Annotated in this window: 26 protein-coding genes; 14 read left to right on the top strand and 12 right to left on the bottom strand. The window is 67.5% G+C overall.

Features of this window, described 5'->3' with window-relative positions; translation table 11 throughout:
• The first annotated feature begins 80 nt into the window (after window positions 1–80).
• Window positions 81–536: an Lrp/AsnC family transcriptional regulator gene (locus AC1DC5_RS14970; RefSeq protein ID WP_224047918.1), complete on the top strand. Its 456-nt coding sequence runs from the start codon at window positions 81–83 to the stop codon at window positions 534–536.
• 19 nt (window positions 537–555) lie between these two features.
• Here AC1DC5_RS14970 and AC1DC5_RS14965 read toward each other — a convergent pair whose 3' ends face one another.
• Window positions 556–1,014 carry an Lrp/AsnC family transcriptional regulator gene (locus AC1DC5_RS14965; RefSeq protein WP_441405197.1) on the bottom strand — a complete coding sequence of 153 codons (459 nt, stop codon included), beginning with the start codon at window positions 1,012–1,014 and terminating at the stop codon, window positions 556–558.
• A gap of 403 nt (window positions 1,015–1,417) precedes the next feature.
• On the opposite strand from AC1DC5_RS14965, the gene gluQRS reads away from it, so the two are divergent.
• The gene (gluQRS, locus tag AC1DC5_RS14960) at window positions 1,418–2,314 is read left to right on the top strand and encodes a tRNA glutamyl-Q(34) synthetase GluQRS (RefSeq protein ID WP_476865678.1); all 897 of its coding nucleotides are present in this window, start codon (window positions 1,418–1,420) and stop codon (window positions 2,312–2,314) included.
• A gap of 9 nt (window positions 2,315–2,323) precedes the next feature.
• A complete protein-coding gene (locus AC1DC5_RS14955; protein ID WP_476865677.1) occupies window positions 2,324–2,974 on the top strand; it encodes an HD domain-containing protein in 651 nt (216 codons plus the stop codon).
• Here the strand turns inward: AC1DC5_RS14955 and AC1DC5_RS14950 are convergent.
• The 4 genes from AC1DC5_RS14950 to AC1DC5_RS14935 all read right to left on the bottom strand — a co-directional run bounded on the left by AC1DC5_RS14950 (window position 2,952) and on the right by AC1DC5_RS14935 (window position 7,731).
• Window positions 2,952–4,211 carry a low temperature requirement protein A gene (locus AC1DC5_RS14950; protein WP_476865676.1) on the bottom strand — a complete coding sequence of 420 codons (1,260 nt, stop codon included), beginning with the start codon at window positions 4,209–4,211 and terminating at the stop codon, window positions 2,952–2,954. The genes AC1DC5_RS14955 and AC1DC5_RS14950 overlap by 23 nt on opposite strands.
• A gap of 52 nt (window positions 4,212–4,263) precedes the next feature.
• Window positions 4,264–5,580, bottom strand: coding sequence for an ATP-binding protein (locus tag AC1DC5_RS14945; RefSeq protein ID WP_441405193.1), 1,317 nt, complete (start codon window positions 5,578–5,580; stop codon window positions 4,264–4,266).
• A gap of 385 nt (window positions 5,581–5,965) precedes the next feature.
• On the bottom strand, window positions 5,966–6,922 hold the full coding sequence (locus AC1DC5_RS14940; RefSeq protein WP_476865675.1) for an L-lactate dehydrogenase: 957 nt from the start codon (window positions 6,920–6,922) through the stop codon (window positions 5,966–5,968).
• Window positions 6,923–7,113: 191 nt separating this feature from the next.
• Window positions 7,114–7,731 (bottom strand): uracil-DNA glycosylase family protein, encoded by a 618-nt coding sequence (locus AC1DC5_RS14935; RefSeq protein ID WP_441405187.1) that lies wholly within the window; start codon window positions 7,729–7,731, stop codon window positions 7,114–7,116.
• A 207-nt stretch (window positions 7,732–7,938) separates the two neighbouring features.
• Between AC1DC5_RS14935 and AC1DC5_RS14930 the strand changes: the two genes are divergently transcribed.
• The 4 genes from AC1DC5_RS14930 to AC1DC5_RS14915 all read left to right on the top strand — a co-directional run bounded on the left by AC1DC5_RS14930 (window position 7,939) and on the right by AC1DC5_RS14915 (window position 12,497).
• A complete protein-coding gene (locus tag AC1DC5_RS14930; RefSeq protein ID WP_476865674.1) occupies window positions 7,939–8,328 on the top strand; it encodes a GntR family transcriptional regulator in 390 nt (129 codons plus the stop codon).
• Window positions 8,325–9,275, top strand: a complete 951-nt coding sequence (locus AC1DC5_RS14925) for an ABC transporter ATP-binding protein (protein ID WP_476865673.1) — start codon at window positions 8,325–8,327, stop codon at window positions 9,273–9,275. The genes AC1DC5_RS14930 and AC1DC5_RS14925 overlap by 4 nt, the downstream gene beginning before the upstream one ends.
• Window positions 9,272–9,961 carry a hypothetical protein gene (locus AC1DC5_RS14920; RefSeq protein ID WP_476865672.1) on the top strand — a complete coding sequence of 230 codons (690 nt, stop codon included), beginning with the start codon at window positions 9,272–9,274 and terminating at the stop codon, window positions 9,959–9,961. Before AC1DC5_RS14925 ends, AC1DC5_RS14920 begins: the two co-directional genes overlap by 4 nt.
• 388 nt (window positions 9,962–10,349) lie before the next feature.
• Window positions 10,350–12,497 (top strand): glycoside hydrolase family 3 C-terminal domain-containing protein, encoded by a 2,148-nt coding sequence (locus AC1DC5_RS14915; protein ID WP_476865671.1) that lies wholly within the window; start codon window positions 10,350–10,352, stop codon window positions 12,495–12,497.
• A 34-nt stretch (window positions 12,498–12,531) separates the two neighbouring features.
• Here AC1DC5_RS14915 and AC1DC5_RS14910 read toward each other — a convergent pair whose 3' ends face one another.
• Window positions 12,532–14,010, bottom strand: coding sequence for an HNH endonuclease (locus tag AC1DC5_RS14910; RefSeq protein ID WP_476865670.1), 1,479 nt, complete (start codon window positions 14,008–14,010; stop codon window positions 12,532–12,534).
• A gap of 98 nt (window positions 14,011–14,108) precedes the next feature.
• Here AC1DC5_RS14910 and AC1DC5_RS14905 point away from each other — a divergent pair, with 98 nt between their 5' ends.
• Complete coding sequence (locus AC1DC5_RS14905) at window positions 14,109–14,618, top strand: hypothetical protein (protein ID WP_476865669.1); 510 nt, start codon at window positions 14,109–14,111, stop codon at window positions 14,616–14,618.
• Here AC1DC5_RS14905 and AC1DC5_RS14900 read toward each other — a convergent pair.
• On the bottom strand, window positions 14,615–16,129 hold the full coding sequence (locus AC1DC5_RS14900) for an amidohydrolase (RefSeq protein WP_476865668.1): 1,515 nt from the start codon (window positions 16,127–16,129) through the stop codon (window positions 14,615–14,617). The two genes, AC1DC5_RS14905 and AC1DC5_RS14900, sit on opposite strands and share 4 nt — an antisense overlap.
• Window positions 16,130–16,484: 355 nt before the next feature.
• Between AC1DC5_RS14900 and AC1DC5_RS14895 the strand changes: the two genes are divergently transcribed.
• The 5 genes from AC1DC5_RS14895 to AC1DC5_RS14875 all read left to right on the top strand — a co-directional run bounded on the left by AC1DC5_RS14895 (window position 16,485) and on the right by AC1DC5_RS14875 (window position 21,122).
• Window positions 16,485–16,856, top strand: a complete 372-nt coding sequence (locus AC1DC5_RS14895) for a hypothetical protein (protein WP_441405179.1) — start codon at window positions 16,485–16,487, stop codon at window positions 16,854–16,856.
• Window positions 16,853–17,908: a zinc-dependent alcohol dehydrogenase family protein gene (locus tag AC1DC5_RS14890; protein ID WP_476865667.1), complete on the top strand. Its 1,056-nt coding sequence runs from the start codon at window positions 16,853–16,855 to the stop codon at window positions 17,906–17,908. Before AC1DC5_RS14895 ends, AC1DC5_RS14890 begins: the two co-directional genes overlap by 4 nt.
• Complete coding sequence (locus AC1DC5_RS14885) at window positions 17,905–18,351, top strand: flavodoxin family protein (protein WP_476865666.1); 447 nt, start codon at window positions 17,905–17,907, stop codon at window positions 18,349–18,351. The genes AC1DC5_RS14890 and AC1DC5_RS14885 overlap by 4 nt, the downstream gene beginning before the upstream one ends.
• Before the next feature lie 57 nt (window positions 18,352–18,408).
• Window positions 18,409–20,229, top strand: coding sequence for a DUF4389 domain-containing protein (locus tag AC1DC5_RS14880; RefSeq protein ID WP_476865665.1), 1,821 nt, complete (start codon window positions 18,409–18,411; stop codon window positions 20,227–20,229).
• A gap of 113 nt (window positions 20,230–20,342) precedes the next feature.
• Entirely contained in the window at window positions 20,343–21,122 is a 780-nt protein-coding gene (locus AC1DC5_RS14875) for an SDR family NAD(P)-dependent oxidoreductase (protein ID WP_476865664.1), read from the top strand.
• Between the two features lie 26 nt (window positions 21,123–21,148).
• Here the strand turns inward: AC1DC5_RS14875 and AC1DC5_RS14870 are convergent, their stop codons facing one another.
• The 4 genes from AC1DC5_RS14870 to AC1DC5_RS14855 form a co-directional block, all read right to left on the bottom strand.
• On the bottom strand, window positions 21,149–22,279 hold the full coding sequence (locus tag AC1DC5_RS14870) for a sulfite oxidase (protein WP_476865663.1): 1,131 nt from the start codon (window positions 22,277–22,279) through the stop codon (window positions 21,149–21,151).
• A gap of 126 nt (window positions 22,280–22,405) precedes the next feature.
• Window positions 22,406–23,260, bottom strand: a complete 855-nt coding sequence (locus AC1DC5_RS14865) for an SDR family oxidoreductase (protein WP_476865662.1) — start codon at window positions 23,258–23,260, stop codon at window positions 22,406–22,408.
• Window positions 23,261–24,265, bottom strand: coding sequence for an aldo/keto reductase family protein (locus AC1DC5_RS14860; protein ID WP_476865661.1), 1,005 nt, complete (start codon window positions 24,263–24,265; stop codon window positions 23,261–23,263).
• A 40-nt stretch (window positions 24,266–24,305) separates the two neighbouring features.
• Window positions 24,306–25,004, bottom strand: coding sequence for a hypothetical protein (locus AC1DC5_RS14855; RefSeq protein ID WP_476865660.1), 699 nt, complete (start codon window positions 25,002–25,004; stop codon window positions 24,306–24,308).
• Between the two features lie 279 nt (window positions 25,005–25,283).
• Between AC1DC5_RS14855 and AC1DC5_RS14850 the strand changes: the two genes are divergently transcribed.
• Entirely contained in the window at window positions 25,284–25,664 is a 381-nt protein-coding gene (locus tag AC1DC5_RS14850) for a YchJ family protein (protein ID WP_476865742.1), read from the top strand.
• On the opposite strand, the gene AC1DC5_RS14845 is transcribed toward AC1DC5_RS14850, so the two are convergent.
• Complete coding sequence (locus AC1DC5_RS14845) at window positions 25,661–26,542, bottom strand: TIGR04086 family membrane protein (protein ID WP_476865659.1); 882 nt, start codon at window positions 26,540–26,542, stop codon at window positions 25,661–25,663. The two genes, AC1DC5_RS14850 and AC1DC5_RS14845, sit on opposite strands and share 4 nt — an antisense overlap.
• Window positions 26,543–26,585: the final 43 nt, after the last annotated feature.

Here is a 26,585-nt window from a genome sequence, read left to right as displayed (position 1 = left end):
CAGGAAAAGCCTAGAAAATTTTGCGCCGTAAGTGTTCCCTGTTTTCGCGGAGAAATGCCTTCAACGGGTAAGATTATTGCGTGGTGGACCATTTGGACAGAAGTATTTTGCGCTACCTCAAAGAGGACGGCCGCATGACGGCCACGGCACTCGCCGCCAAGGTGGGATTGACCGTGGCGCCCTGCCACCGGCGGCTCCGCGACCTGGAGGCATCCGGCGTCATCCGCGGCTACCGGGCGGACATCGATCCGGCGGCCGTCGGGCTCGGGTTCGAGGCGATCGTCTTTGTCACGCTGCGCCAGGTGGACCGGGCCACGATGGAGATCTTCGAGAACCGTGTGGCGGACAATCCGAACATCGTGGAGGCGCAGCGGCTGTTCGGTTCCCCCGACTACCTGCTGAAGGTCATTGCCGAGGACCTGCCCGCCTACCAGCGGTTCTACGACAGCGAACTGACCTCGCTGCCCGGCGTCGAGCGGCTCACGTCGACACTGGTGATGAAGAACCTGAAGACCAATATCGGCCCGCCCGTCTAGTCAGGTGCCCGGCGGGGCTTCAGGAACCCAGGAGCCCCGTGGTCCGGTAGGGGATGACCTCGCGCAGGAACATGCTGGTGGACGTCCGCACGATGCCCGGGCAGAGCCGGATTTCCTCCGAGACGCGGTACAGATCGTCCGGGCTCTTCGCCACGACGCGGATCAGCAGGTCCGTCTCGCCGGCGGGAGCATGGCATTCGAGGACCTCCGGGATGTTCCGCAGCGCGGCAATCGCCTCGTTCAGATGGCTCTGGTCCAGTTCGGCGCTGACCGACGCCGCCACGCCCCGGCCCAGCGCCGACGGCAGCACCCGGCTGCTGTTGGCACGCAGGGCGCCCGACGCCGTCATTCGCTCCAGGCGCGACTGTACCGTGCCGCGCGCCAGGCCGAGTTTCTGGGCCAGCACCATGATCGGCAGCCTGGGATCTTCGTCGAGGGCGAGGAGGATTCGCCGGTCCGTCGGGTCGAGTTCCTGCAATGTGACCACTCCCTGTACGTCGCTGCGGCCAGACTTGATCAGATTGACCAGTACAACCCAAGTCCGTTGCGCCTACTGTATGGCTTCTGTTGAAATTGTGACAACAAAGGGACAGGCCACCGCCGATCCCGAACAGGCTACAAGCACCCCGGCACACCACCCGGACCTTGGATGAGGCTTCCCGCAAGGAGCCCGCCCGCTGATTGACTCTTGTTCACACCATCGTCATTCCGCACACCGCATTCGCAGTTCCACCAATTCGCATTTCTCCCAATTCGCAGTGCCATGGCCCGGAGCAACGCCCCGGGCCCGGCACGGCAAGAGCCCCTGAGCCACCGACGTCGGTTATCCGAAGTCATCGGTAGCTGAGGGGCTCTTGTGTTGCTGCGCATAGGCTGGTGACATGACCTCTGCCGGCCGCTTCGCCCCCAGTCCCTCCGGCGAACTCCATGTCGGCAACCTCCGCACGGCGATCCTGGCCTGGCTCTTCGCCCGGTCCACCGGCCGGCGGTTCCTGATGCGCGTGGAGGACCTGGACCGGGCCCGGGCCGGCGCCGAGGCGGAGCAGCTCCGCGATCTCGCGGCCATCGGCGTGACGTGGGACGGGGGAGTGGTCCGCCAGACCGACCGCGGGCCCCTCTATGCGGAAGCGATTTCCCGGCTGTCAGGGGCAGGTCTCACGTACGAGTGCTTCTGCACCCGCCGCGAAATCCAGGAGGCACCCTCCGCGCCGCACGCCCCGCAGGGAGCCTACCCGGGCACATGCCGCGACCTGTCCGCGGCCGAACGGGAAGCGAAGCGTACCGTCCGGCCCGCTGCGGTCCGGCTCCGGTCGGGCGTCACGGAGGCGTCAGTGCAGGACGTGCTGCACGGCAGCTACACCGGTGTGGTGGATGACTTTGTCCTCCGCCGCAACGATGGCGTGACCGCCTACAACCTCGCCGTCGTGATCGATGACGCCGCCCAGGGTATCGACCAGGTGGTCCGCGGCGACGACCTGCTGCCGTCCACTCCCCGGCAGGCCTATCTCGCCTCACTGCTGAATATGCCTGTTCCGGAATATGCGCATGTTCCGCTGGTATTGAACGATGACGGCGCCCGGCTGGCCAAGCGCGACGGCGCCGTCACCCTCGCCGACCTCGCCGCGGTCGGGCACTCGGCCACGGAGGTGCGGGACGCGCTGCTGGCATCCCTCGGTTTACCCGGCGGGCCGCTCGAGCTCGCCGTCGCAGTATTTGACCCCGGCGTGCTGTCTCGGGAGCCGTGGGTGTGGCCCGGGCTTGGCGGGCCGCACGCGTAGGCTGGGAGCATGTCAGAACCAGAGTTCATCGAAGCGCGCAGCACGCAGCCGAGTTTTACCGTTGAGACGGCGAAGGTCCTCGCCGAAGTGGCCCACAACCGGCAGAAGGACAAGCTCAAGCGGCCGTACCGGGAGCATGTGATTGCCGTCGGGGATGCCCTGGCGGACTTCGACGACGACATCCGGATTGCCGGTTACCTGCACGACATTGCCGAGGACACCCCGATGACCCGGCAGGCGCTCCTGGACATGGGCGTTTCCGAGCGCGCCGTGGACATTATCGAGCGCGTCACCAAGCGCCTGCACGAGAACCCGGACGATTACCAGGCCGGCATCCGCTACATCGCCGACGACCACGACGCCACGCTGGTGAAGATCGCCGACAACGCGCACAATTCCCTGCCTGAGCGGGTCAAGGCGCTGGCCGAGAAATGGCCGGACAAGCCGCCGGTCACCCGCTACAACGACGCCCGCCCGGTGCTCTACGCCGCGGTTCCGGTGGAGGAAATCCGGAAGATCCTGGCCCGGATCAACCCGTGGCTGCTGGCGGAGCTCGACGATCGGCTCGACGAAGCGGACGACACCGACTACGAGAACCTCTCCTACGAAGACACCCCTAACAACGCGGGGAATGACACTACGGCTGCCGACGAGCGGTAGCCCCCGCCTCGAGCCTTTCCAAGGCGTGCTGGAGCCGCTCCGAGCCGCCTCTCTCATCAATGACGATGGAAATGCCCAGCGCCAACACAATCGCCAGCAGGCAGACCGCGACCGAGACCCCGGCTGCGGCCAGGCCAACTGAAGCGGCCAGTGCGGCGAGGACCCCGACGGCAACGGCGATGACAGTCCGGTCCAAACCAACCATCACGCTGTACAGCAAGGTCAGTGACCCCTTGAAAATGGCTACGGGAACAGCGATCGTGGCGACGGCCGCGGCTGCGCTGATATGCGCCTCGTGGTCGATGTAGTAGGCCGCCACGTGCAGGCCGGCGCCCGTGGCGGCAATCGCCGCGAAGATCGGGATATGGCCGTAGCCGAAGAGGAACGACTGGTGCCGTCGCAGGTGGAGCGCGCGTCCGGCCGGCAGGAGGAAGTAGATCCACCACATGCCAAACGCCAGGGCTGTCCCGCCGAAGCCGACCAGCGCCGCGTCCACGCTCCAGCCGTGGTTGCCCACGATGGCGCGCAGGGTTGCGATGGCCCCGATGAGGCATTCGCCCAGGGCGATGATGGCCAGGAGTCCGTACCGCTCGGCAATGTGGTGGGCATGCCACGGCGTTCTGGCCTTGCGCTCGGCAGCATAAGGGGTGGCCATCTCCAACACGATCAGGGGCAGGATCATCACAAACGTAGTGAGAACGTCGGCCTCGACAACGAGTACCCCGATCCACCCGAGCTGCACCAGTGCGAGGTACTTGGCGTAGCGCAGGCAGGTGTCGCGGCGGGCAGGATCCTGCCGTGCCGCGCGGAGCCATTGGGTAACGAGCGCGAGCCGCATGACGACGTAGCCGCCGACAATCACGGCGTTGTCGACATGTTTTCCCTCCACCAGTGAATGGAACATGGGCTCAATACCCATGGTGAGGATCAGGACCCCGACGATCTGGATCATGGTGACCACGCGGAAGATCCAGTCGTCAGTGTCATAGGCGCTGGCGAACCACGTGAAGTTGATCCATGCCCAGATGACGGCGAACATCGCGAAGGAGAATCCCAGGAGCCCAGGGACGAAATGCGCTTCAGCGATTTCGTGCGCAAACTGGTTGCCCGCAACGCCGAACGCAATCACGAATGTCAGGTCGAAGAAGAGCTCAAGCGGTGTGGCGGCCCGGTGTTGCTCATGCGGATCGCGGCCGCCCATGCGTGCCATGGCATGGCGGAAGGGGTTGGAGGACATGAGTCACAGATTACCGTCCGGAGGGCCGGCTCCTATCAGGGGTTTCTCCCCTTTACACCCGGCCCAGGGCGTCGATGTCCTCGAGGAACTGCTGGTGGACCTCGTCGCTGACGGTCGTCCGGGTATCCGCGATCGCGTCGAGGTAGTCCTGCGTCGCGGGGCCCTTGCGAACCGCCTCGCGGATGGAGACGCTTCCGCTGGAAGCCAGCCCGCCGTCGTCGTACACCGCTTTCTCCAGGGCGCGCTGGGACGCGCTCCGGGCCGCGAACTCGATGTCCGCGGGCGAGAAGCCCTCGGTCCGGTCCACCAGCAGCTCCACGTCCACGTCGTCCACGACCGTGGCGGGTATGAATCGCTGCCACATGGCTTCGCGGGCCTGGCGGTCGGGCAGGCCGATGGGGATGACGTAGTCGAACCGGCCGTGGCGCAGGAACGCGGAGTCCAGCGCACGGATGAAGTTGGTGGCGCAGACCAGGAGCCGGCCGGGCTGTTCGCGGAACGCTGGGATGATTTTGAGCAGTTCATTGGTGACGCCCTGCAACGGCGACGGCGGTTCGCCGGAGCGCTGGGAGGCGATCTCCTCCACCTCGTCGATAAAGACGACGGCGTGCTCCAGTTCGGCGATCTCCAGGAAAGTCTCCCGCAGCGCGCCCGCGAGGCCCTTGGGGTCGGAGGCCAGCCGGGAGGGGAAGACCTCCACGAACGGCCACTCGAGGCGGGACGCGATCGCCTTGGCGAAGGTGGTCTTGCCGGTGCCGGGAGGACCGAAAAGGACGACGGCGCGCGGCGGCACCACACCGTACTCGTCGGCGAGGTCGGCCTCGGCCAAGGGCAGGACCAGGCGGCGCTCCAGAAGCTCCTTCTCGTTCCGCATGCCGGCGACGTTTTCCCAGAGGTCGCGGGCCAGGATCCGGCCGCCGAGCTGGCTGAGGGGCTCGAGCTCCTGGCGCTGCACAGGGATTCTCCGCTCGAAATAGCGCAGGTTCTTCTTGAGCACGAAGCCGCGGCCCAGGAACGCCTCCACCCGGGTCTCGGATTCCGGCATGAGCGCGGAGAGCTTGTTCAGGCCGTGCGGCGCCATCCGGTTCTCGACGGCGGCCAGCAGCGAGGTGCCGATCCCGCGGCCGCGGTATTCGGGGAGGGTGGCCAGGAAAACGATCCAGCCCTGGTCGTGGGCGGCACGTCCGACGGCCGCGCCCACCACCTGGTCGCCTTGGACTGCAACGACGGCGTGGTCCTTCTCGCAGGAGGCCAGCACCTCGGACAGCGCGTAGACCGGCTCGACGTTAGTGGCCTTGAGGGTTTCCCAGAGGTGCAGGATGCCGTCAAGATCGGCGGAGTGGAAATCCCTGATTCGCCAGTTGGTCATGAGATATCTCCCGGGTGGTTCGTCGCTGAGCCAGTGTGAGCCTGTCTGCTGAGCATATGCGAACCGCCATCGCGGGGAGTTGCGGGGACGTTGCGTTACGGGCCCGCCGGCGGCCGGGCTACAGGGCGGCGTGCAGGTCCTGCATGTCCTGGATCTCGCCCGTCTGGGACGCCGCGATGTCCTTGCCCAGCTGGACGGCCCTGGCGTTGTTTCCGGAGCGGACCTGGGCGTTCGCCATCTCGTGATGCCAGAAGGAGCCGCCCGTGCGGTCTGTGCAGTCGTGGCTCCGGGGAGTTTCGCGAAGGCTTCAGGCTGCCCGTTGCGAACGCCCGCCGCCGGGATTGGGTTCCGTCGGCGCTGGGCAGGAACAACTGCCACGCACCGTCTAAATCCCGAGGGTCGCCAGGCTCTGCTGCAGCGTCTCGGCCGAGTGGTGCAGGGAGGCGAGTTCGCCGTCGTCCATGGGTGTATCCAGAACCGTGCGGACCCCGCCGTTTCCCACGATGCTGGGCAATGACAGCGCCACCCCGGAGATCCCGTACTGGCCGTCCAGCACTGTGGAGACGGGCAGGACGGCGTTTTCCGAGCGCAGCAGTGCCTCCACGATCCGGGCTCCGGAGAGGCCGATGGCGTAGTTCGTGGCGCCCTTGCCGGCGATCACCTTGTAGGCGGCCTGCGTGACTTCCCGGGCGGTGTCGGCGAGGTACTCGGGTGTGAAGACACGTTCGCCGTCGACCGTCCACTGGCGGATTGGCACGGGGCCGATCGTGGCACCGGACCAGATGGGGAACTCGGTGTCGCCGTGCTCGCCCACCATGCTGGCGTGGACGCTGGTGAGGGACACTCCGGCCTTGTGCGCCAGCAGCCAGCGCAGCCGGGACGTGTCCAGGACCGTGCCGGAGGAGAAGACACGTGCGGCGGGCAGCCCGGAGATCTTCTGCGCCGCAACGGTCAGCACGTCACAGGGGTTGGTCACCAGCACGTAGACGGCGTCCGGGGCGTGCGTGAGCAGTTGCGGCATGAGCTGTTCGAGGATGCGGACGTTGGTGCCGGCCAGGTCCAGGCGCGTCTGGCCCGGCGCCTGCTTCGCCCCGGCGGTGATGACGACGACGTCGGCCCCTTCCGTCGCGGTGATGTCCCCGCCGCCGGTGACGGTCGCCGCTGCGGCGGAAAACTGGGTGCCGTGCGCGAGGTCGAGAACTTCGGCTTCGGCCTTGGCGGTGTTGACGTCAAAGAGGGCGACGCTGCCGGCGGAGCCGCGGATCAGGGCCGCGTAGGCCAGGGATGAGCCCACGCTGCCGGCGCCGACAATCGCCAGTTTGGAGCCTGGATTCTGGGCCATGGGCTTCTGGTTCCCGTCAGAGCGAGGTTGTCACAGAGCCAGCCGCGACCGTGGCCGTCCGGACTCCGCTTCAAGCTCACCAAGGACCGGGGGGCTTGGGCAGGGCCGTTGGACCCTAAGCGGATCGCACTGGAGCACACATCGCGACGGCGGCGGGGCGGCCGCCGTCGCGCTGTGTGTGCGGTGTCAGGTCAGAGGTGCTGGATCCCGGCCCGCTGCATGGCGTCCTGGTAGACCTCGACGTTCTTGGCCAGGAGCTCCTCCTGCTTGGCCGCCGAGACGGCGAACGCGCGGCCGCCAAGGGCGGTGGCCTTGTAGATCTTGACGCCGCGGTTCTTCAGGGAGGAGTGGTACGTCTTCTCAAACAGGGTCAGGAAGGCGTGGGCGTCGGCGCCGTGGGCGATGACTGCGGAGACGCGCCGGTTGATCTTCAGGAACTGGCGGAAGGGGCGCAGACCGTCGGTCTTCTCCTGGACGTTCAGCGCGGACGGGAGATCGGGGTCTCGGACCCAGGGGTAGGCGTTCCACGGCATGACGTAGCGGGGGTCAAGCTCGACGGCATCGTAGATGGAGGTGGCGCGGCGGGCCGCTTCGTCATCGTTGAAGTGGGAGACGAAGCCCGATTCGGTGCCCTTGCCGGGTGCGATGTGGAGGCTGACGATCCGGCATTCGTCCTCGTCATGGACGGGATCGATGTACGGGACGACCGACCCCGGCTTCTTTTCCATCAGTTCGTCGCAAAGCTGCGTTACGGCGGCGATGTTCGGTTCCTGCAGCAGGGTCTTCTTTTCGTCCCAGTCAATCGTCACGATTTCTCCCTCAGCGCTCGGCGTCCAGAATCAGGCGTCTTGTTCCACTCTACGCTTCCGGCCGGGACGGCGTTTTTTGGCGTCGGATTGCGGCGCCGTCGCGTGCCGGATGACCTCTTGCGGACCTCCGGCTTCTGTGGTTAGCTACTTGAGTAATGAACCAACAGGCCGAGTCTCTCCTGGGACTCCGTGAAAGGACGGTCGTCAGTGCTGGACGAAACGCGCCCGATCTTTCTCCAGATCGCCGAACTGATCGAGGGCGATATCGTGGCCGGCGCCCTCGCGGAAGAGGCGCAGGCTCCGTCCACCAACGAATTTGCCGCGTTCTACCGGATCAATCCCGCCACCGCGGCCAAGGGGATCAACAAGCTCGTTGATGAGGGAATTCTTTACAAAAAGAGGGGGATTGGCATGTTCGTTGCCTCCGGAGCGCGGACCCGGTTGCTGGAGCGGCGGCGGGAAGAGTTCTTCCAGGACTTCGTCCAGCCGCTCACCCGGGAGGCGCGCAAACTCGGCATCAGCGTGGATTCGCTGACCGACATGATCCACCGCAGCAATTCAGATCCCGTACTAACGGAAAGGAGCGCGGGACGGTGAATACGCCAACGCAGCCGCCGGTGATTGAACTGACGGACGTCACCAAACGCTACAAGGACACGAAGGCCGTGGACGGAGTGACCCTCCGCATCGACGGCGGCAAGATCTACGGCCTGCTGGGACGCAACGGCGCCGGCAAGACCACGCTGATGTCCATCCTCACCGCCCAGGACCCGGAGTCCTCCGGCGATGTCAGGGTCTTCGGCCAGCACCCCTACGAGAACGACGCCGTCCTCTCGCGGATGTGCTTCATCCGGGAATCCCAGAAGTACCCGGAAGACTTCACGCCCGCGCAGGCGTTCAAGGCGGCGGCGCTGTTCTTCCGGAACTGGGACCAGGACTTCGCCGACCGCCTGGCGGAAGAGTTCACCCTCCCGCTCAAGCGCCGCATCAAGAAACTCTCACGCGGCCAGCTGTCCGCTGTCGGCGTCATCATCGGACTCGCCGCCCGCGCCGAACTCACCTTCTTCGACGAGCCATATCTGGGGCTCGACGCCGTCGCCCGGCAGATCTTCTACGACCGCCTTGTCGAGGACTACTCCCGCCACCCGCGGACCATCGTCCTTTCCTCCCACCTCATCGACGAGGTCGCCAACCTGCTCGAACACGTTCTCCTGATCGACCACGGACGGATCATCCTGGACGACGACGCCGAGAACATCCGCGGTTCCGCCGCCACCGTCACCGGCGAGGAGACGAAGGTCGCCGAGTTCACCGCAGGGCGCAAGGTCCTGCACCGGGAACGGCTGGGATCCCTGGCCTCAGTGACGGTCGAAGCCCGGCTGGGCAGCGCTGACCGTGCCCGGGCCGCAGACCTCGGACTGGAACTCTCTCCGGTGTCACTGCAGCAGCTTGTGGTCCGGAAGACGATGGCCGCCCCGGCCGGGGGTGCCGGCGTCGAACCACGCACAGCAACGGATCCGTCGGAAATGGAGGTGGCGCCATGAACCGCGCCGTGAGTGTTGCCCGCATGCAGCTGATCAACAAGTGGACGTACCTGGGCATCCCGGCGCTGATCATCGCCGCGAGTTTTGCCCTGACCTATGCCATCTGGCTCATGATTCCGGACAATGTGGAAACCCGGTACTCAGGCGCTTCGCAGGCTGTGGTCTGGTACTTCCTGGCCCTGGGCATCCAGTCACTGACGTATACGTTCCCGTTCTCGCAGGCGATGAGCGTGAGCCGGCGGACCTTCTATATCGGCACCACCGGGCTGTTCGCCGTCGTGGCCCTGGCCGTCAGCCTGCTGTACTTCGTGCTGGGCAGGGTGGAAGTGGCGACCAACGGCTGGGGCCTGAACGGGCAGCTGTACTTCTTGGGCTGGGCGGCGGACAGTCCGGCGGCCGTCCAGATCCTGTTCAATTTCCTTGTGATGCTGGCCCTCTACATGACCGGGTTCTGGTTTGCCACTGTGTACAAGAGGTGGCGGGCCACCGGGATGCTGGTGGTCTGGACCCTGATTGCGGTTGCGTTGGTCGGGCTGATCGGACTCGCCACCTGGCAGGGCTGGTGGCCGCAGGTTGGAACGTGGTTCGAGGTTCAGACGCCCCTGAGCGTGAGCGGCTGGACGGCGCTCTTCTGCGCAGTGCTTGGTGTGGGCTCCTACCTGACGCTGCGCCGGGCAACGCCCTAGGCGTCGCGGCACCCACGGAGGGCAGAGGTCCGGAAGCTGCGGAGCTCTGCCCTACCCATGTCCGCGACCCGGGCGTACGCTTAAAGCGCCTGCAGGTAGCCATCTGATTACGCCGGGTCGTTCAGGACATGAAAATGTCCGAGCCATCTCATAGCGAGATCGCGAAGGTACCTGCAGGCCTTGTGTTTAACGCGGGGCGGCCTTGACGTGAACAGTGCCGCAGTCGCTGCCCTAACAGCCGCCGCACGTGAATCCCGCTGCCCCGCATCAAAACCACAAGAATCCCTAGCCCCTCGGAACCGCCCCGGGCATGATGGAACCCATCCGCAGGTCCCCAACCCGGCGCGGCGGCCAACGCCCGCGGGCTGACCCCGAAGGCAGGCAAAGCGTGAACCCAGAAGCGATGGAACGGGCCCGCGAGGTTGAGGCGCAGCTGACCGATGAGGAGCGCTTCTCACTGCTCATCAGCGTTATGGGCACCAACGCGACGCTCACGGAGAAGGATCCGCGCATCCCGGACGGCGTCCCGATGAGCGCCGGCTACACGCCCGGTATCCCGCGGCTGGGCATCCCCGCGCTGCTCATGAGCGACGCGAGCCTGGGCGTCACCAACCCCGGCTACCGGGAGGGCGACACCGCCACGGCCCTCCCGGCGTCGATCGCCCTGGGCGCCACCTTCAACCCCGAACTCGCCCGCAGGTCCGGGCAGATGGTGGGCAGGGAAGCCCGGAGTAAGGGACTCAACGTCCAGCTCGCCGGCGGCCTCAACCTGCACCGCGACCCGCGCAACGGCCGGAACTTCGAGTACCTGTCCGAGGACCCCTGGCTCACCGGTGTGCTCGGCGCGGAGTCGGTCAAAGGCATCCAGGGCGAGCAGGTGATCTCCACGGTCAAGCACTTCTCCCTGAACTGCAACGAAACCAACCGGCACTGGCTGGACGCCGTCATCGACCCCGCCGCGCACCGGGAATCCGACCTTCTTGCGTTCGAGATCGCCATCGAGCGCGCCCGGCCCGGCTCGGTCATGACGGGCTACAACAAGGTCAACGGCACCTACGCTGGCGGCAACAAGACCCTGCTGCAGGGCATCCTGAAAGGCGCCTGGGGCTTCCCCGGCTGGGTGATGTCCGACTGGGGCGCGACGCCGAGCTGGGACTTCGCGCTGCAGGGCCAGGACCAGGAATCCGGCGTGCAGATCGACGTCATGATGTGGGGGAAGGAGCCCTTCACCGCCCCGCTGCGCGAGGCCTACGCGGCGGGTGAATTCCCCAAGGAACGCCTCTCCGAGATGGTGCAGCGCATCCTCTACGCCATCTTCGACGTCGGGATCGACTGCTGGGAGGGAACGCCCGACGTCGACCTGGCCGCCCACGCAGACATCGCCCTGGAGACGGCGCGGCAGGGGATTGTCCTGCTGAAGAACGACGGCGTGCTCCCGCTGGCAGTGCCGTCCGCGGCTGGTGTCCCCCTCAAGATCGCGGTGATTGGGGGCCACGCCCAGCTCGGAGTGCCGATCGGAGCCGGGTCGAGTGCCGTGGTGCCGCCCGGCGGCTACGCCGAAAGCCACACCATCGGCGGCCCGGGCATCATGGGCAGCATGCGGAACCTGTACCTGCTGCCCTCCTCGCCGCTGGCGGAACTTCAGAAGCTGCTGCCCGACGCCGCGATCGAATACGACCCAGGGATGAGTCCGGCCGAGGCCGCGCTGCTGGCGCGACGCTCCGACGTCGCTATTGTCTTCGGCGTCCGGGTGGAGGGCGAGGGGTACGACAACGCTGACCTGTCCCTGCCGTGGGGCCAGGACGCCGTGATCGAAGCCGTCGCCGACGCCAACCCGAACACAGTCGTGGTTCTCGAAACCGGCAACCCCGTGGCGATGCCGTGGCTCGCGAAGGTCAGGGCCGTTCTGGCGGCCTGGTACCCCGGCCAGTGCGGCGGGCAGGCGATCGCCGAAATCCTCACCGGCGTCACCAACCCCTCCGGGAAACTCCCGCTGACCTTCCCGAACGGCCTGGACCAGACGCCGCGGCCGGAACTCCCGGGCCTCGGAACGCCATGGGGGACTCCAACGACGGTCAACTACAACGAGGGATCCGACGTCGGGTACCGCTGGTTCGCGAAAACGGGGCAACAGCCCCTGTTCCGCTTCGGCCACGGGCTCAGCTACACCCGGTTCGAGTATGCGGACCTGACTGTGTCAGACGTCGCGGTGCAGGGCCGTGACGGCGTGCGGGCCGAGCTCACGGTCACCAACACGGGGCCGCGGAGGGGGGCCGACGTACCCCAGCTTTACGTCCTTGAGGGACCTGCGGGCCCCGGGATGCGGCTGCTCGGCTTCGAACGCGTGGACCTTGGACCCGGTGAATCGCGAAGTGTCGCCCTGGAGGTTGATCCGCGGCTGCTGGCGTCCTACAGCACGGATCGCGGGCAGTGGCACACCGCCGGCGGCAGCTACCGGCTGGTGCTCGGTCACTCCGCGGGCCACTTCACGCTGGAGGCTGACGTGTCACTGACGGAGGCATGGTTCGGCCGCTAGCCAGGTAACTGTCTCAGCAGGATTCAGGCCGGATTCAGGCAGCGGCCGATGCCGTGGACGACGGGTTTTCGACCCTTGGTCTGCGGCGTCTGGTTTTGGCGTGGTGCCGGAGTCTGCGGCGGTGGAGGCTGGTGTCGGCGGCCGGCGGCGAGGTGCCCGGGGGTGGTGGTGCGGTGGAGTGGTAGCTGTGGCCGGTGGGGGTGGTGACTTCGATGGTGTGTCGGGGTCCTGGCCGGGGCCTGACGGTCCAGCCGGGGGATTCTTTGGTGTGGTTGCAGGCCTCGCAGAGCCCGGCGCCGTTCGCTTGGGTGGTTTGCCCGCCATGGTGCCAGGGGATGATGTGGTCCAGATGCCGGATGGGGGCGTCGCAGTACGGGGTCCGGCAGGTGTTGTCCCTGACCTGGATGAAGCGGCGAAGTCCGGGCGGGAAAATCCGGGCGCGGGAGTCCATCGCGACCAGTTCCCCTGTGCCCGGGGCCGTGTAGAGCCGCCGAAGCCAGACGCGAAGGTCCGGATCCATGGCCGTATCCGATCCTTCAGCTCCCGCGCTGTCCACACCCGACCCCGCCTCGCCCTCTGGTTCCTGGCACGCGTCGCCCGATTTTCCTCCACGGTTGAGCAATTCGCGCGCCCAGCCGGCGGGGACGATGCCGTAGCCGGGGAGCCGGGCGGGTTCGCTGTCGCCCTGAAGGAGCGTGCGGTCGGTAATGACGAGCTGGACCTCGACGCCGGTGATCCCGCCGGGGGTGCGAGTGGTTCGCTCGACAAGGGCGTCTGCCATCAGCTGCCCGCGGGTGCGGGGGTCCCCGGCAGAACGCAGGGAGTCGGCATGCCGGGCAAGGGCCGCGTGCATCGCGACGCCAGTCGAGACGGGGAGCAATGCGGTGAGGTAGCACATGGTGTCCGGGGCCGGGCGGATACTGACGTGCCGTTCGGTGGCGGAGCGGCTGGCACGCTGGGTGACCGAGCGGGGGTCCCGCCGGTAGGCGGCGGTGCGGGCCGCAGCGATAAGCGAACGGTCCCCGGCGCCGTCGAACGTCCCGGTGTCGGGGGCGAGTTCCTCATCGACGGCGGCCCGGTCCTCCGCCGAGAGGCAGGCGGTTTCCCCTACGAGGAGGGCGGCGCGCCATTCGTTGAGCTGCCCGGCCTCCAAAGCAGCCAAAGTGTGAGGCATCTCCTTAACCAATGCCTTCGCCAACCCCAGGAGCCGGCCGCCCTTCGCCGGGGACTCCCGCCGGGCGAGGGCGACCTGCGCGGCCACCCCGGCCCCGAGTTCCGCCACCGGCATCCCGGCGTCGGACTGTTCGCGGCGCTGGAGCAGATCGAGTGTGACGGTCAGGCGGGCCTGCGACGCGGCCGCGGCGGACTTCGCGTCCTCGAGGTCCCGGATCTGGTTGATCAGCCCGGCACTGTCACGGGCGGGCCGGACAGCGGCCAGCGCCCCGACCACATCCGCGACCGTCTTGGCTGTTGCCGCTATTGGAGCCGCGCCGGGCTCCTGCCTGCCGTTCATGAATCCAAGCTATCGGTTACCTCAGACAATTAAAGCGGCCGCAGAACCGACGCTTCCGTAAGCTTTGAAGGAACGCCCCGCCCCGATCCAAGGAACCCATGCCGATCAACAGACAGTCACTGAAGCAGGACGGCTTCACCGGGTTCCGGGCGGTCGGGGACCTCGAGATCAACCGGATCCCGCAGAAACCCGGGATCTTCGCGGTGCTGCAGCCCGAGGGCTTCCGGCCGCAGTACCTGGCCAAAAGCACGGCTGGCGTCTTCAAGAAAAGGGACCCCACTCTAAAAACGGATGCGCTCGCCGCCGAATGGGTCGATGCCGCGGACGTCCTCTACGTAGGGAAGGCCGGATCGGGCAGCAAGGGCAACCGCGGGCTCCGCCGGCAGATCCAGGAATTCGTCGACTTCGGCAACGGCAAACCGCCCGGCCACTGGGACGGCCGGCTGATCTGGCAGCTCGGCGCGGCCACTAGGCTGATCATCGCCTGGAAGGAGCTGCCCGTTGAGCAGCTGAACGCGGCCGAAGCCGGCTACCACGCGGCGTTCGTGGAGGAGTTCGGCCGGCTGCCGTTCGCCAATCTGATCCAGTCGCGCGTCAAGGGCGGCTAAGCCGGCTTTAGGCCGTCCCGGAACGTAAACCGCCCGGCCACGAGTGTCGCGGCCACCGGCATCGCCGCGAAGACAGCGTCCGATACCGCCAGCGGATCGCCGTCGAGCACCACCAGATCAGCCGGGTCCCCGGCCCGGACCGTGCCCCGCCCGCGCGTTGACGCCGTTAGGGCCTCCTGCCGGGTGAGTGCCTGCTCCAGGTGCCAAGGTCCGCGCCCGTCCTGCCGCGCCCGGGTAGTCGCCGCCGACATTGCGCTCCACGGCTCCAGCGGCGCCACCGGAGCATCGGAGCCCAGCGCCAGCGTTGCCCCGGCGGCCAGCAGCGACCGCAGCGGAAACGCCCGGTCCGTGCGGCCGGCCCAGTTGGAGTCGGCCGCATCGCGGTCATCCAGGGCATGGGCGGGCTGGACACTCGCCGTCAGGCCCAGTTCGCCGAAGCGGGCGAAATCCTGGCCGCGGACAAACTGGGCATGCTCAATCCGACCGGCGATCCCGGCCGCCGCAAACGCATCCAGCGCCACCTCGTTGGCGGCGTCGCCGATCGCATGCACCGCCGGGACAAAACCCGACTCCCGGGCCCGGACCAGCAGTTCCAGCAGCTCCGCCTCGCTCACCGTGAGCAGTCCGCGGCCGCCGTGCGGATACGGGTCCACGCAGTACGCCGTGCGGGTGTTCAGCGAACCGTCGATCAGCGCCTTGAGCGGACCCACCCGCAGCAGCCCCGCCCCGCCGGGCACCTCCAGCCCCGTCCGCAGCCCCGCCGCAATGGCCCTGTCCAGGTCCTGCGGGTAGACGCCGGCGTCCACCCGGAAGGAGCCGAACCCGCCGGCCAGGCGACGCAGCCACACGTCGCGGTTCCACGTCATTTCGAAGTCGACAATCCCCACGATCCCGCGTGCGGCCGCCGCCTGCGCCGACTCGCCTACCCACGCGTCCACCACGTCGTCCGGCAGCCTGCCCAGCTCACGGGTCAGTTCGAAGGCCGGCTCCTCGCGCAGCAGCCCCGTCGCATCCACCGCCACGCCGTAACGGGAAGCCGCCGCACTGTTGAGCCAGACGCAGTGCAGGTCATGGCTCAGCAGCGCGGCCGGCCGGCCCCGGGTGGCGCCGTCGAGCAGCTCCAGACTGGGAACATCCGCCCAGACGGCGTCCCGGAAACCGACGCCCACCACCGTCAGGCCGCCGCCGCCTTCCTCCGCAAGGCCGGGACCGGACAGATGGGAACGCACGACGTCGGCAGCCTCACCCGCCGAGGCGGCGCCGGAGAGATCAATCCGGTTGGCGGCGAGGGCCCACTGAGTCATGTGGACATGCTCATCCCACAGCCCCGGGATGACGTACCGGCCGTCCAGCTCAACCACCCGGGTTCCGGGGTTGCCCGGCGTCCCTGCGGGTGCGATCCGCGACACCACGCCGCCGGCCACGTGAACGTCGTACAGTGCCGTCCCGCCGGGAATCCGCGCCGAGGCGAGCACGAGGTCATTCACGGGGTCGGCAAGTGTCTCAGGCATAAGGAACAGGCTAAGTGCCTGAGCGCGCGGCGCCAATCCGGACCCGCCGCGGCACCGGTTCGGGCCGGGGGAATGCCGCTGGGCTCCGGGGTGGCCGCCGGACAAGGGACTTTCGCCCCTTGCACCGGAAACATGCACCCTCCATGCTGGATTCTGGGCGGTTCCTGCACGGTCATTGGGGGATGAACCGCCTGTTACAACAGTTGTACGGTCTCGCTCGAACCTTGGGGAAGGAAAGGCATCCTGCGCTGCCCCGCGTCTGCGGGACAGGCCAGGAGACCGCAGCCAGCATGACTGTTTACAGAGATTTCTACACAATTCAGGCCGCTCGCGGGCACGGGAGCTCTGATGCCACGTGACCCACCGGCACCACGGAACCCGCAGCAGCGCCTATTACGCCCACCCCTCACACGGTGATCCCAAGATCAAAGTGCTCATCCGAATCGACGCCAGTGCGGAGTCGGCGCGGGTCGACGTGCGGGGCGTCGTCACGCCCGCGAACATCCGCGCCCTCTATGTGGTCTGCCGACGCGTCGCAGCCAAACTTCCCGGGTACGAAATCGTGGTGGACCTGGCCCACGCCCGCGTGACGGCCGATGCCATCGAGGAACTCCACGAGCATGCCCGCCATTCGATCATGTCGTCCGGCATCGACGCCTCCGTGACGCCGTGCCGGCTGCGCATCGTGGATCCGCCGAGCCTGCTCAGGATCAAGGAGAATGCGTGAAAGCCCTCGTCTACGGCGGTCCCGGCCAAAAATCCTGGACGGACGTCCCCGACCCGGAGATCCGGAATCCCAGCGACGTGATCGTCAAGGTGGACACCACCACGATCTGCGGCACGGATCTCCATATCCTCAAGGGGGATGTTCCCGCTGTGACCAAGGGCCGGATCCTCGGCCACGAAGGCGTGGGCACCATCACCGAGGTCGGCTCCTCGGTCACCAGCCTGAAAGTCGGGGACCGCGTCATCATTTCCTGCATCAAGTCCTGCGGCCACTGCGCCAACTGCAAGACCGGGCTCTACTCACACTGCAGGGGTGAAGAAGGGGCATCGGGCATCGGCTGGGTGTTCGGCCACCTGATCGACGGCACCCAGGCTGAGTACATCCGCGTCCCCTACGCCGAGAACTCGCTCCATCTGCTCCCTGAGGGCGTCACCGACGAACGGGCCGTGATGCTCTCCGACATCCTCCCCACCGGTTTCGAGATCGGTGTGCAGTACGGCCGCGTCAAGCCCGGCGACACGGTCGCCGTCGTCGGATCCGGCCCGGTGGGCCTCGCCGCGATCGCCACCGCCGGACTCTACGGCGCCGCCACCATCATCGCCGTCGACCTTGACGCGAACCGGCTGGAGAAGTCCCGCGAGTTCGGCGCCACCGACGTCGTGCTCTCCAGCGACGCCGACTGGAAGGAACAGGTGCTCGCGCTGACCGACGGGCAGGGCGTGGATGTGGCCATCGAGGCGGTCGGCATTCCCGCGACCTTCAGCATGTGCACGGACATTGTGCGCCCCGGCGGCAACGTGGCCAACGTCGGCGTGCACGGCAAGTCCGTGGAGCTGCATGTGGAAAACCTCTGGATCCAGAACATCAACATCAGCATGGGACTGGTCAATGCCAACACCACGCCGATGCTGCTCAAGCTCGTGGCGCAGAACAAGGTGCCGGCGGAGAAATTCGCCACCCACCACTTCACCTTCGACCAGTTCCTGGAGGCCTACGACACCTTCGCCCGGGCCGCGGAAACGAAGGCGCTCAAGGTAGTGATCACCGCATGAAAGCCCTGGTTGTCTACGATTCGGCCTACGGCAACACCAGATCGGTCGCCGAGGCGATTGCAGGCTCACTCGACGGGCTGCAGGCGAGTTCCGTCCCGGTCGGCGACTTCAAGCCCGAGGCGCTCGCCGCGGGGGACCTGCTGGTGGTGGGCAGCCCCATCAACGGATGGCGCCCGACGCCGAAAATCACCTCGCTGCTCTCGGCCCTAGGCAGCGGGTCCCTCAAGGGCGTGAACGCTGCGGCGTTCGACACCCGCGTCCGGATGTTCATCCACGGCGACGCCGCCAAGAAGATCACCCATGCCCTGAAAGCAGGCGGAGCCGACATCATCGCCGAACCCATGCCGTTCTACGTGAAAGGAAGTGAAGGGCCGCTGCGCGACGGCGAAATCGAGAAAGCCGAGAGCTGGGCGCACAGCCTGCTTACCTCGCTGGGGCGCTAAACCGGCGTCCATGCTGAACCGGAGGTCTCACAAGGACCATGTGAAAGGACGGCGCTCATGCGACCAGGCCGGATTGTCATGCTCGTGCTGGGCACGCTCAGCGCACTTCTTGGCTTGGGGCTGCTGGCCGGCTCCGGCGCAGTCGGGTGGGCCAACTATCAACAGCGCGACAACGGGTACTTCACCACACCGGTGGAACGCTTCGCCGCCAATTCCTTCGCCCTCACTTCACCGCGCCTGGACGTCATGACAGAAAGGAGCTTCCCTGAAACGGCTCCCGTCGTGCCGGGCAGCATCCTGCTCCGTGGCTCGGCGGCCGATCCGACCAAGGCGATCTTTATCGGGATCGCCCCACAGGCCGACGTGACGGCCTATCTGGCCGATGTCAACCACTCCGAAATCGTCGACGTCAGATTCTCGCCGTTCCGGGCACTGTACCGCGACGTGACCGGCCCCAAGGTGCCGGCATCGCCCGCGAACCAGGGTTTCTGGACTGCGGTGGCCACCGGGCAGGGAACCCAGGAGCTCAAGTGGGATCTGCGGCCGGGGTCCTGGTCGGTGGTAATCATGAATGCCGACGCCACGGCACCGGTTGCCGTGGATCTTCAAGCCGGCGCCCGCTCTGATCTCCTGTGGCCCGTCTTCATCGGGCTGCTGGTCGGCGGAATCCTGCTCCTCCTCATCGGACTGCCCCTGATCATTTTCGGTGCCGCCGGACTGGGCCGCGGCAAGGGCGGACCGCCGGCCGGACCCGGCCGGCAGGCCCAACCGTATGGCGGCCAGCCCGTCCCGGGACAGCTGGCCTACGCCGCCCAGCCCTACACTGCGGGCGCCCTGCCGGGCACCCCGCCGGGGGTGGCGGCGGGCATCCCGCCGGGTTCCGGCGTCGTGTATCCGGCACGGCTCAGTGGCTATCTGGACCCGGACCTGTCCCGCTGGAAGTGGCTGGTCAAGTGGTTCCTGGCCATCCCGCACTTCATCGTGCTCTTCTTCCTCTGGTTTGCCTTCGGCGTGGTCACCATTGTGGCGTGGTTCGCGATCCTCTTCACCGGGCACTACCCGCGCTCGCTGTTCAACTTCAACGTCGGCGTGATCCGCTGGAGCTGGCGGGTGGCCTTCTACTGCTACGCGGCGCTCGGCACCGACCGCTACCCTCCCTTCACCTTGGAGCGCACCGATTACCCGGCCGACTTCGACGTCGACTATCCCGAGAAGCTCTCCCACGGGCTGGTGCTCGTGAAGTCCTGGCTCCTTGCCATCCCGCACCTGCTGATCATCGCGCTGCTCACCGGTACGGCCACGACCTGGGTGTATCGCGAAGACGAATGGTCGCAGGTGGGCGCGGGGATGTCCCTCTTCGGGTTGCTGGTCTTCATCGCCGGCGTCATCCTGCTGTTCACGGGGGTGTACTCCCGGGGGCTGTTCGAATTCCTGATGGGGCTGAACCGCTGGATCTACCGTGTCACCGCCTACGTCGCACTGATGCGGGACGAATACCCGCCGTTCCACCTGGATATGGGTCCCCGGGATCCCGGCGAAGCCTCTGCGGTTCCGCCCGCCATGACTCCTGCCGGCCCCGGGTATGCGCCGCTCCCGGGCGGACCCGGTGATACGTCCTATGCCGGTGCGCCGCCCTATTCCGGTCAGCCGGGCCCCGGCGGAACTGGTCCGGCCACGCCCGCGCCGGGCGGGGGGCAGGCGGGCTTCTACGGTATCGGCGGCCCAGCGGCTGCAGGTCCGGACCAGCCGGAGGCGCCCGCGATGCCGCGGCGACCGGAGCCGCCCGCAGGCCCGGACAGCACAGCACGTCCGGACAACCCGCAGGGCACTGCACGTCCGGACAACCCTGATATCCCCTCCGCGCCGCCGCGCGCCTGACCCGATCCGCGAAAACTCCTCGCTTCCTGAACTCAGCTACCCCTCTTGCCAGCGACCCCCGGCGAGAACATAGTTGAGGGAATTTACCACTCCACCGCGGGAGGCAGGCGACCATGCTGAACAATGAGGTGCCGGGAAGCGGACTGCTGCAGGGCAAGACCGCGCTGATCTACGGTGCGGGTGGCTCCATCGGCGGGGCCGTGGCCCGGGCCTTCGCGGCGGAGGGCGCATTCGTCCACCTCGCCGGCCGCACCGGGTCGCGGCTGGAAAAAGTAGCCCGGGACATTCAGGAGGAGGGCGGCCGGGCGGAGACCGCCGTCGTCGATGCCCTGGACGAGGAGCAGGTCGACGCGTTTGTGGATCGGGTGGCCAAGAAGAACAAGAAGATCGACATATCCTTCAACCTGATTTCGTTCGGCGACATCCAGCAGCCGCTGATGGACATCGACGTCAACGACTTCACCCAGCCCATTACCCTGGCCGCACGCACCCACTTCATCACCACCCGGGCCGCGGCGACGCACATGATCAGGCAGCGCTCCGGCGTGGTGCTGATGTTTGGAGGCTCCGGCCCCCAGACCATCCCCGGGCTCGGCGGCTTCAAGGTGGCACTGGACGCCATGGAGGGACTGCGCCGGCAATGGGCCCTGGAACTGGGAAAACACGGCATCCGCGTGGTCACGATGGTGTCCGGCGGCATCATCGAGACGATTCCGTGGCAGGCAGAGGGACGTGAGGACATCGTGGTGGAAATCGCCAGGACGGCCCACCTGAACCGCACCGCGACGCTGGCCGACGTCGGGAACGTCGCCTGCTTCGTGGCTTCGGACAAGGCCGGGGCCATCACCGACGCCACGGTCAATATCTCCGCCGGCGCCATCGTGGACTATTAGCGGCTACGCCACCAGGTTCGCTGCGGCTACCCGACCGTCACCTTGATCCGCTGCACCACGTTGTTGCCCATGCCCTGGTAGTTCCAGGCCTGCTCCAGCGGCTGCGTGGCGCCGGTGGCGTCCGTGGCGCGGCAGGCAAGCTCGTGTTCGCCGGGGTCAGCCACCCAGGGCAGCGACCACGCGCACCAGGCGAAGGGCGCGGCCGGGTGCTCCAGATGCGCCGGCGCCCACTTGCCGTCGATGCCCACGTCGACCCGCTGCACCGCACCCTCGCCGGACCACGCCCGGCCGGTCAGCATCACCGGCCCCGCCGGCAGGATCCTGCTCCTGGTGAAGAAGTCCGGCACGCCCGGCGGGACCATCAGCGAGCGGACCTTGATCCACGTGACGGGCGTGCCGGCGTCGTCCGCGTCCTGTTGGTAGCGGTACGCGACCGTCTGCTGGAACCCGTCGAACGGTTTGGTCAGCACCTTGATCGAGGAGAGCCACTTCACGCTTGCCATGCCGTACCAGCCCGGGACCACCAGCCGCAACGGGTAGCCGTGCTGTGGCGGCAGGTCATTGCCGTTCATCCGGTAAGCGAGGACGATGTCCGGCCGCAGGGCCTCGGCGATTGGGAGGCTCCGGGCAAACTGCTGCCGGACGCCGCCCTGGATTCCGCTGTCGGCGCCGGTGAACGCCACCTCCACGGCCTCATCCTCCACCCCGGCCTGGGCCAGCAGGTAGGCGAGCGGAACCCCGGTCCACACGGCGGTGCCGACGGCCTCGAGCTGCCAGGGCTGGCTGAGCGGACGGGGCCGCAGCAGCGAACGGCCGTTGCCTGCGCACTCCAGGGTCACGGGGATGCTGATCCGCGGCGCCCGGCGCAGCGCCTTGAGGTTCAGTTCCTGGGCCCGCTGCACGGCGCCGCCGATCCGCAGATGCCAATGCTCGGCGTCGATGAAGGGAATGTCGAAGTGGTTCAGCAGGTAATGCAGCCCGGGCGGGGTGGTGTCGCTCTGCAGGGCCTCCAACGGCATGGAGTGGTTCCGCACCGCGAGCTGGAGTTCCTCCGCCGTCAGCGGACCGTGGCTCGGTTCGCCCGGGTGCGGCGCGGGCTTCCGTCCGTGGTGCGGCGTCTTCAGGATGGACGAGTGTCGGGACATCTGCTTTGGCATGGCGCTGCGATTCTGCTCCGGACCAGCCCGGTTTTGGACCGGTGTCACCCGTATTCAGGTCTACGCCGCAGCCCGGAACCCGTCAATACTGGGCCAGACCGGGCTCCCCGTACCCTGCCCGGGCGCCTAGAGCGTGTGCGACTCGGCCAGGAACTGCGCCAGGCCCAGCGGTTCGCGGCCGGTGAGTTCGTGCACGGCCGACGTCGGACCGGACAGTTCGCCCGCCGCGATGGCGGTGTAGGTGCTCACCCACGCGTCCACCTGCCACGGCGGAGCGCCATAGGAAGCCCGGGAGGCGTAGGCCTCCTCGACGGTCTCATTGTGGAAAGTGATGGTCCGGCCGGTCCCGGCGGTGAGGAGGCTGGCGGCCGTGGTCAGGGAGATGTCCTCGGGTCCGGTGAGGTCGTAGGTCCGGCCGACATGCAGCGCCGGGTCGCGGAGCACGGTCACGGCGGAGCGGGCGATGTCCGCCCGGGCGACGGCTGCCACGACACCGTCCCCGGCGGGTCCGCGGATAACGCCGTCCTCGCCGGCCAGCAGGGGCATGAAGTCGAGGTAGAAGTTGTCCCGGAGGAAGGTGTAGTCCATTCCGGAGGCCTTGATCCATTCCTCCGTGGCGTAGTGGTCGCGGCCCAGGGTAAAGGTGGAATCGGGTGCGGCTCCGAAAAACGAGGTGTACACGATGTGCTGCACGCCGGCGGCCATGGCCGCATCCACAAAAGCGTAGTGCTGCTGCAGCCGGTCTTCGGCCTCGGCGGCGGAGACCATAAACAGCGTCGTTACCCCGTCCAGCGCTCGCTTGGCCAGCACCGAGTCCATGTAGGTGCAGACGACGGGGACGGCACCTTCCAGTTCCGGGGCGCGGGCGGCGTCGCGCACCAGCAGCCGCTGCGGGCTGCCCGCCTCGGCCAGCAGCCTGGCCACCAGGCCGCCCAGGTTCCCGGTGGCACCGGTGACGGCGAGCGTGGGCAGGCTAGTCATCTATGCCTCCCGGGAGGCGGGCGACTTGGTTTGCGCCGGGTCCCGTTCGGCGAGCGAGCCGATCGCGGCGTCGATCTTCTCCATGATTCCGGCGTCCAGCTTCACACCTGCGGCCGCCACGTTCTTCTCGATCTGTTCCGGGCGGGATGCGCCCATGATGGCGGAGGCCACGTTCGGGTTCTGCAGCACCCAGGCGATACTCAGCTGGGCCATGGTCAGCCCGGCCTCGTCGGCGATGGGTTTGAGCTGCTGCACACCGGTGAGGACCTCGTCGGACATCCAGCGCTCGATCATTCTCGAGCCGCCCTTGGCATCCGTGGCGCGGCTGCCTTCGGGGGCCGGTTTGCCGGGGTGGTATTTACCACTCAGCACGCCCTGGGCAATCGGCGACCACACAATCTGGGAGAGGCCCAGCTCCTCGGACGTCGGAACCACCTCGGCCTCGATGACGCGCCACAGCATGGAGTACTGCGGCTGGTTGGAGATCAGCTGGAAGCCCAGGTCCTTGGCGAGAGCGTGGCCGGCGCTGATCTGGGCGGCCGTCCATTCGCTGACGCCGATGTAGAGGGCCTTGCCCTGGCGCACGACGTCGGCGAAGGCCTGCATGGTCTCTTCCAGCGGGGTCTCGTAGTCGTAGCGGTGCGCCTGGTAGAGGTCCACGTAGTCGGTCTGCAGCCGGGTCAGCGAGCCGTTGATGGCTTCCATGATGTGCTTGCGGGAGAGGCCGAGGTCGTTGTGGCCCTTGGGTCCCGTGGGGCCGAAGACCTTCGTAAAGATCTCCAGCGACTCCCGCCGCTCATCCCGGAGGGCTTTGCCGAGCACGGTTTCCGCGGCCGTGTTGGCGTAGACGTCAGCCGTGTCGAAGGTGCTGATGCCGGCGTCGAGCGCGGCCCGGACGCACTGGGTGGCAACGTCGTTCTCCACCTGCGAGCCGTGCGTGAGCCAGTTGCCGAAGGTGATTTCCGAGATCTTGAAGCCGCTGTTTCCCAGGTATCTGAATTCCATGAGTTTCACCGTAGCCGACTTGCCTGCCGGGGGTAAGGCCTCAGCCGGCTTTGCGCTCCTGGGCCTGCGGCGTGGGCCGCTGGCGGTTCTGGGGCGTCCCCTGGGGCTTCCGGGGCACTGGCAGCCGGCCGGGTAGAGAGACCAGCGAGCCGGTGTCCAGCATGGACTTCGCGGCGGGCATCGGGGCTTTCCGGAAGGCCGGCGGGACTGTGCCGAGCTGGCCGTTCCGGTCCGTGGCCGACTCGACGAGCGGTGCCACGGCCAACACGTCCCGTGCGGGAGCCGCGGGGCTGGGCAGTTCGCGGACCGAGACCTTGACGGCCGGGGCAGCCTCCGCCCTGGCACGGGCGGCGGCGCGGGCATCAGCCTGCGCGACGGCGGCAGCCCAGTCCGGTGACAGGGCGGGTTCCTTCTTGGCGGGCTTTTCAGGCTTCACCGGTTTGGCAGCCTTTGCGGCTTTCACCGGTTTCGCGGCTTTCTGCGGCCGGGCGTGTTGGGTGCTTCCGACGGCCCGGACCGGGCGGTCCTGCTGGACGTGGCCGGCGGGAAGGGCGGCTTTTCCTGTGGACGGCCAAAGCCCGCGTCCCAGGGCCATGATGGTCACGGCAGTCAGCCGGCCGAGGCCGGCGATCACCAGCGTGGCCACAAAGACGAGGAAGAGGCCGAAGAACATGACGGCCGCCACACCGAGGGTCCCGAGGAAGGTCAGGTTGAGGGCGATGGTTGTCGGATCGTCCATTTCACCTCTCCTTGCCGGCCTTGCCGCGACGTTGCCCGCCAAGAGCGGCGGGCAACAGCACCCCTTAACCATACGGACTTTTTTCCGTGGACACGCAGGCATCCGGAGTCTTGGCCGAGTCGTGTCAGAGCTGTTATGGGTCCGTAACCCCTCCGCCGTCGGGACTGTGCGTCTATAGTCTGAAGGTGCCCGGCCGGCGTGGTCCGGCCCCCTGAAAGGACAACTGTGACGCCCCCAGCCACCGCCAAATCCGCGTCCAATGCCCAGCCGGAACGGCCCCTGTTCAGCGGTCATTGCCCCTGCCTCTCCGGGGAGCAGTACACGGACTGCTGCGGTCGCTTCCACGCCGGCGAAGCGGAGGCCCCGACGGCGGAGCAGCTGATGCGCTCCCGGTACAGCGCCTTCGTGGTGCTGGACGCCGGCTACCTGCTGCGCACCTGGCACCCGGACACGCGGCCGGCCTCACTGGAACTGGACCCGGACCAGCAGTGGCGGCGCCTGGACATCATTTCAACCGGGCGGGGCGGCCCGCTGGACACCGAGGGGACCGTGGAGTTCAAGGCCTACTTCCGGCACGACGGCGAACGCGGGGTCCACCACGAGACGAGCCGCTTCCTGCGGGTCGACCGCCGCTGGTACTACCTTGACGAAACCGCCTAGCGCTCCTCGACGGTGTCCGCCGGGGTGAAGCCGGCACGGTCCACCTTGCGGTGGAAGTGCATGCCGGCGGTTCCGCCGAGAACGGCGCCAACCAGGGCCACTGCGGCCACCACCACTGCGGCGATGATGCTGGTGGTGGTCAGTTCGCCCTCGTTGACCGGGATGCGCGGGAAGCTGTTGAGCTGGGCCAGGATGTTGTACTGCTGGCCGGCCACCAGGCCGAGGATGGCGACGATGACCGCGGCGATGAGTGCCCAGACCCACACCATAAAGCCCTGCTTGGCGCCATTGAAGCGCGCCATCCGGCCGGCGACGTACCCGCCGGAATAGTAGGACACGAACAGGATGACAAGCAGCACGATGATGCCGACCATTCCCACCGTTTGATTGGCGGAGTTCACAGCCGCGTTGACGTCCGTGTTGGTGGCGAGGCCGACGGCGGTGCCGGCGGCGGCGACCAGCGCGGTCAGCAGGACCGCCATGCCGGTGGCGGCGAGCCAGCCGAAGAAGGCCGAGCCGACCTTGATGCCGCCGAACTGCTCCTTTTCACGGGCCACCACGGTTTCCCGGGTGGGGACCTCGTCGACGACGGTGTCATGGCCGGCGACGGCGGCATGGTTACGGCCGGTCCCGTCGTGGCGCTCGGCAGTCACGGCCTGGGCGCGGGTCGGTTCCGGGCGCACGGCGTCGTGGCTCCGGGTGGTGACGGCGTCGGGAGCGGTGCCGGTCGGAATGACGCGCGTGTCGTTGGCGCGTGAAGCGTCCTGACGGGCAGCATCCTCCCGGGCGTCGTGGATCCGGGCCTCGTGGTTTACGGCCGGTTCCCCGTCACCGGAGCGTCGGGGCGTGCGGTCTTCGGGGCCTGCTGGGCTGCTCATGAGGAATGCTCACTTTCACTGATTGACCCGGGCTCAATGTTTG

This window comes from Arthrobacter sp. 10L424 (genome assembly GCF_056395325.1).
The sequence above is the reverse complement of the archived record's forward strand: the minus strand, read 5'-3'. Positions and strand labels throughout refer to the sequence as shown.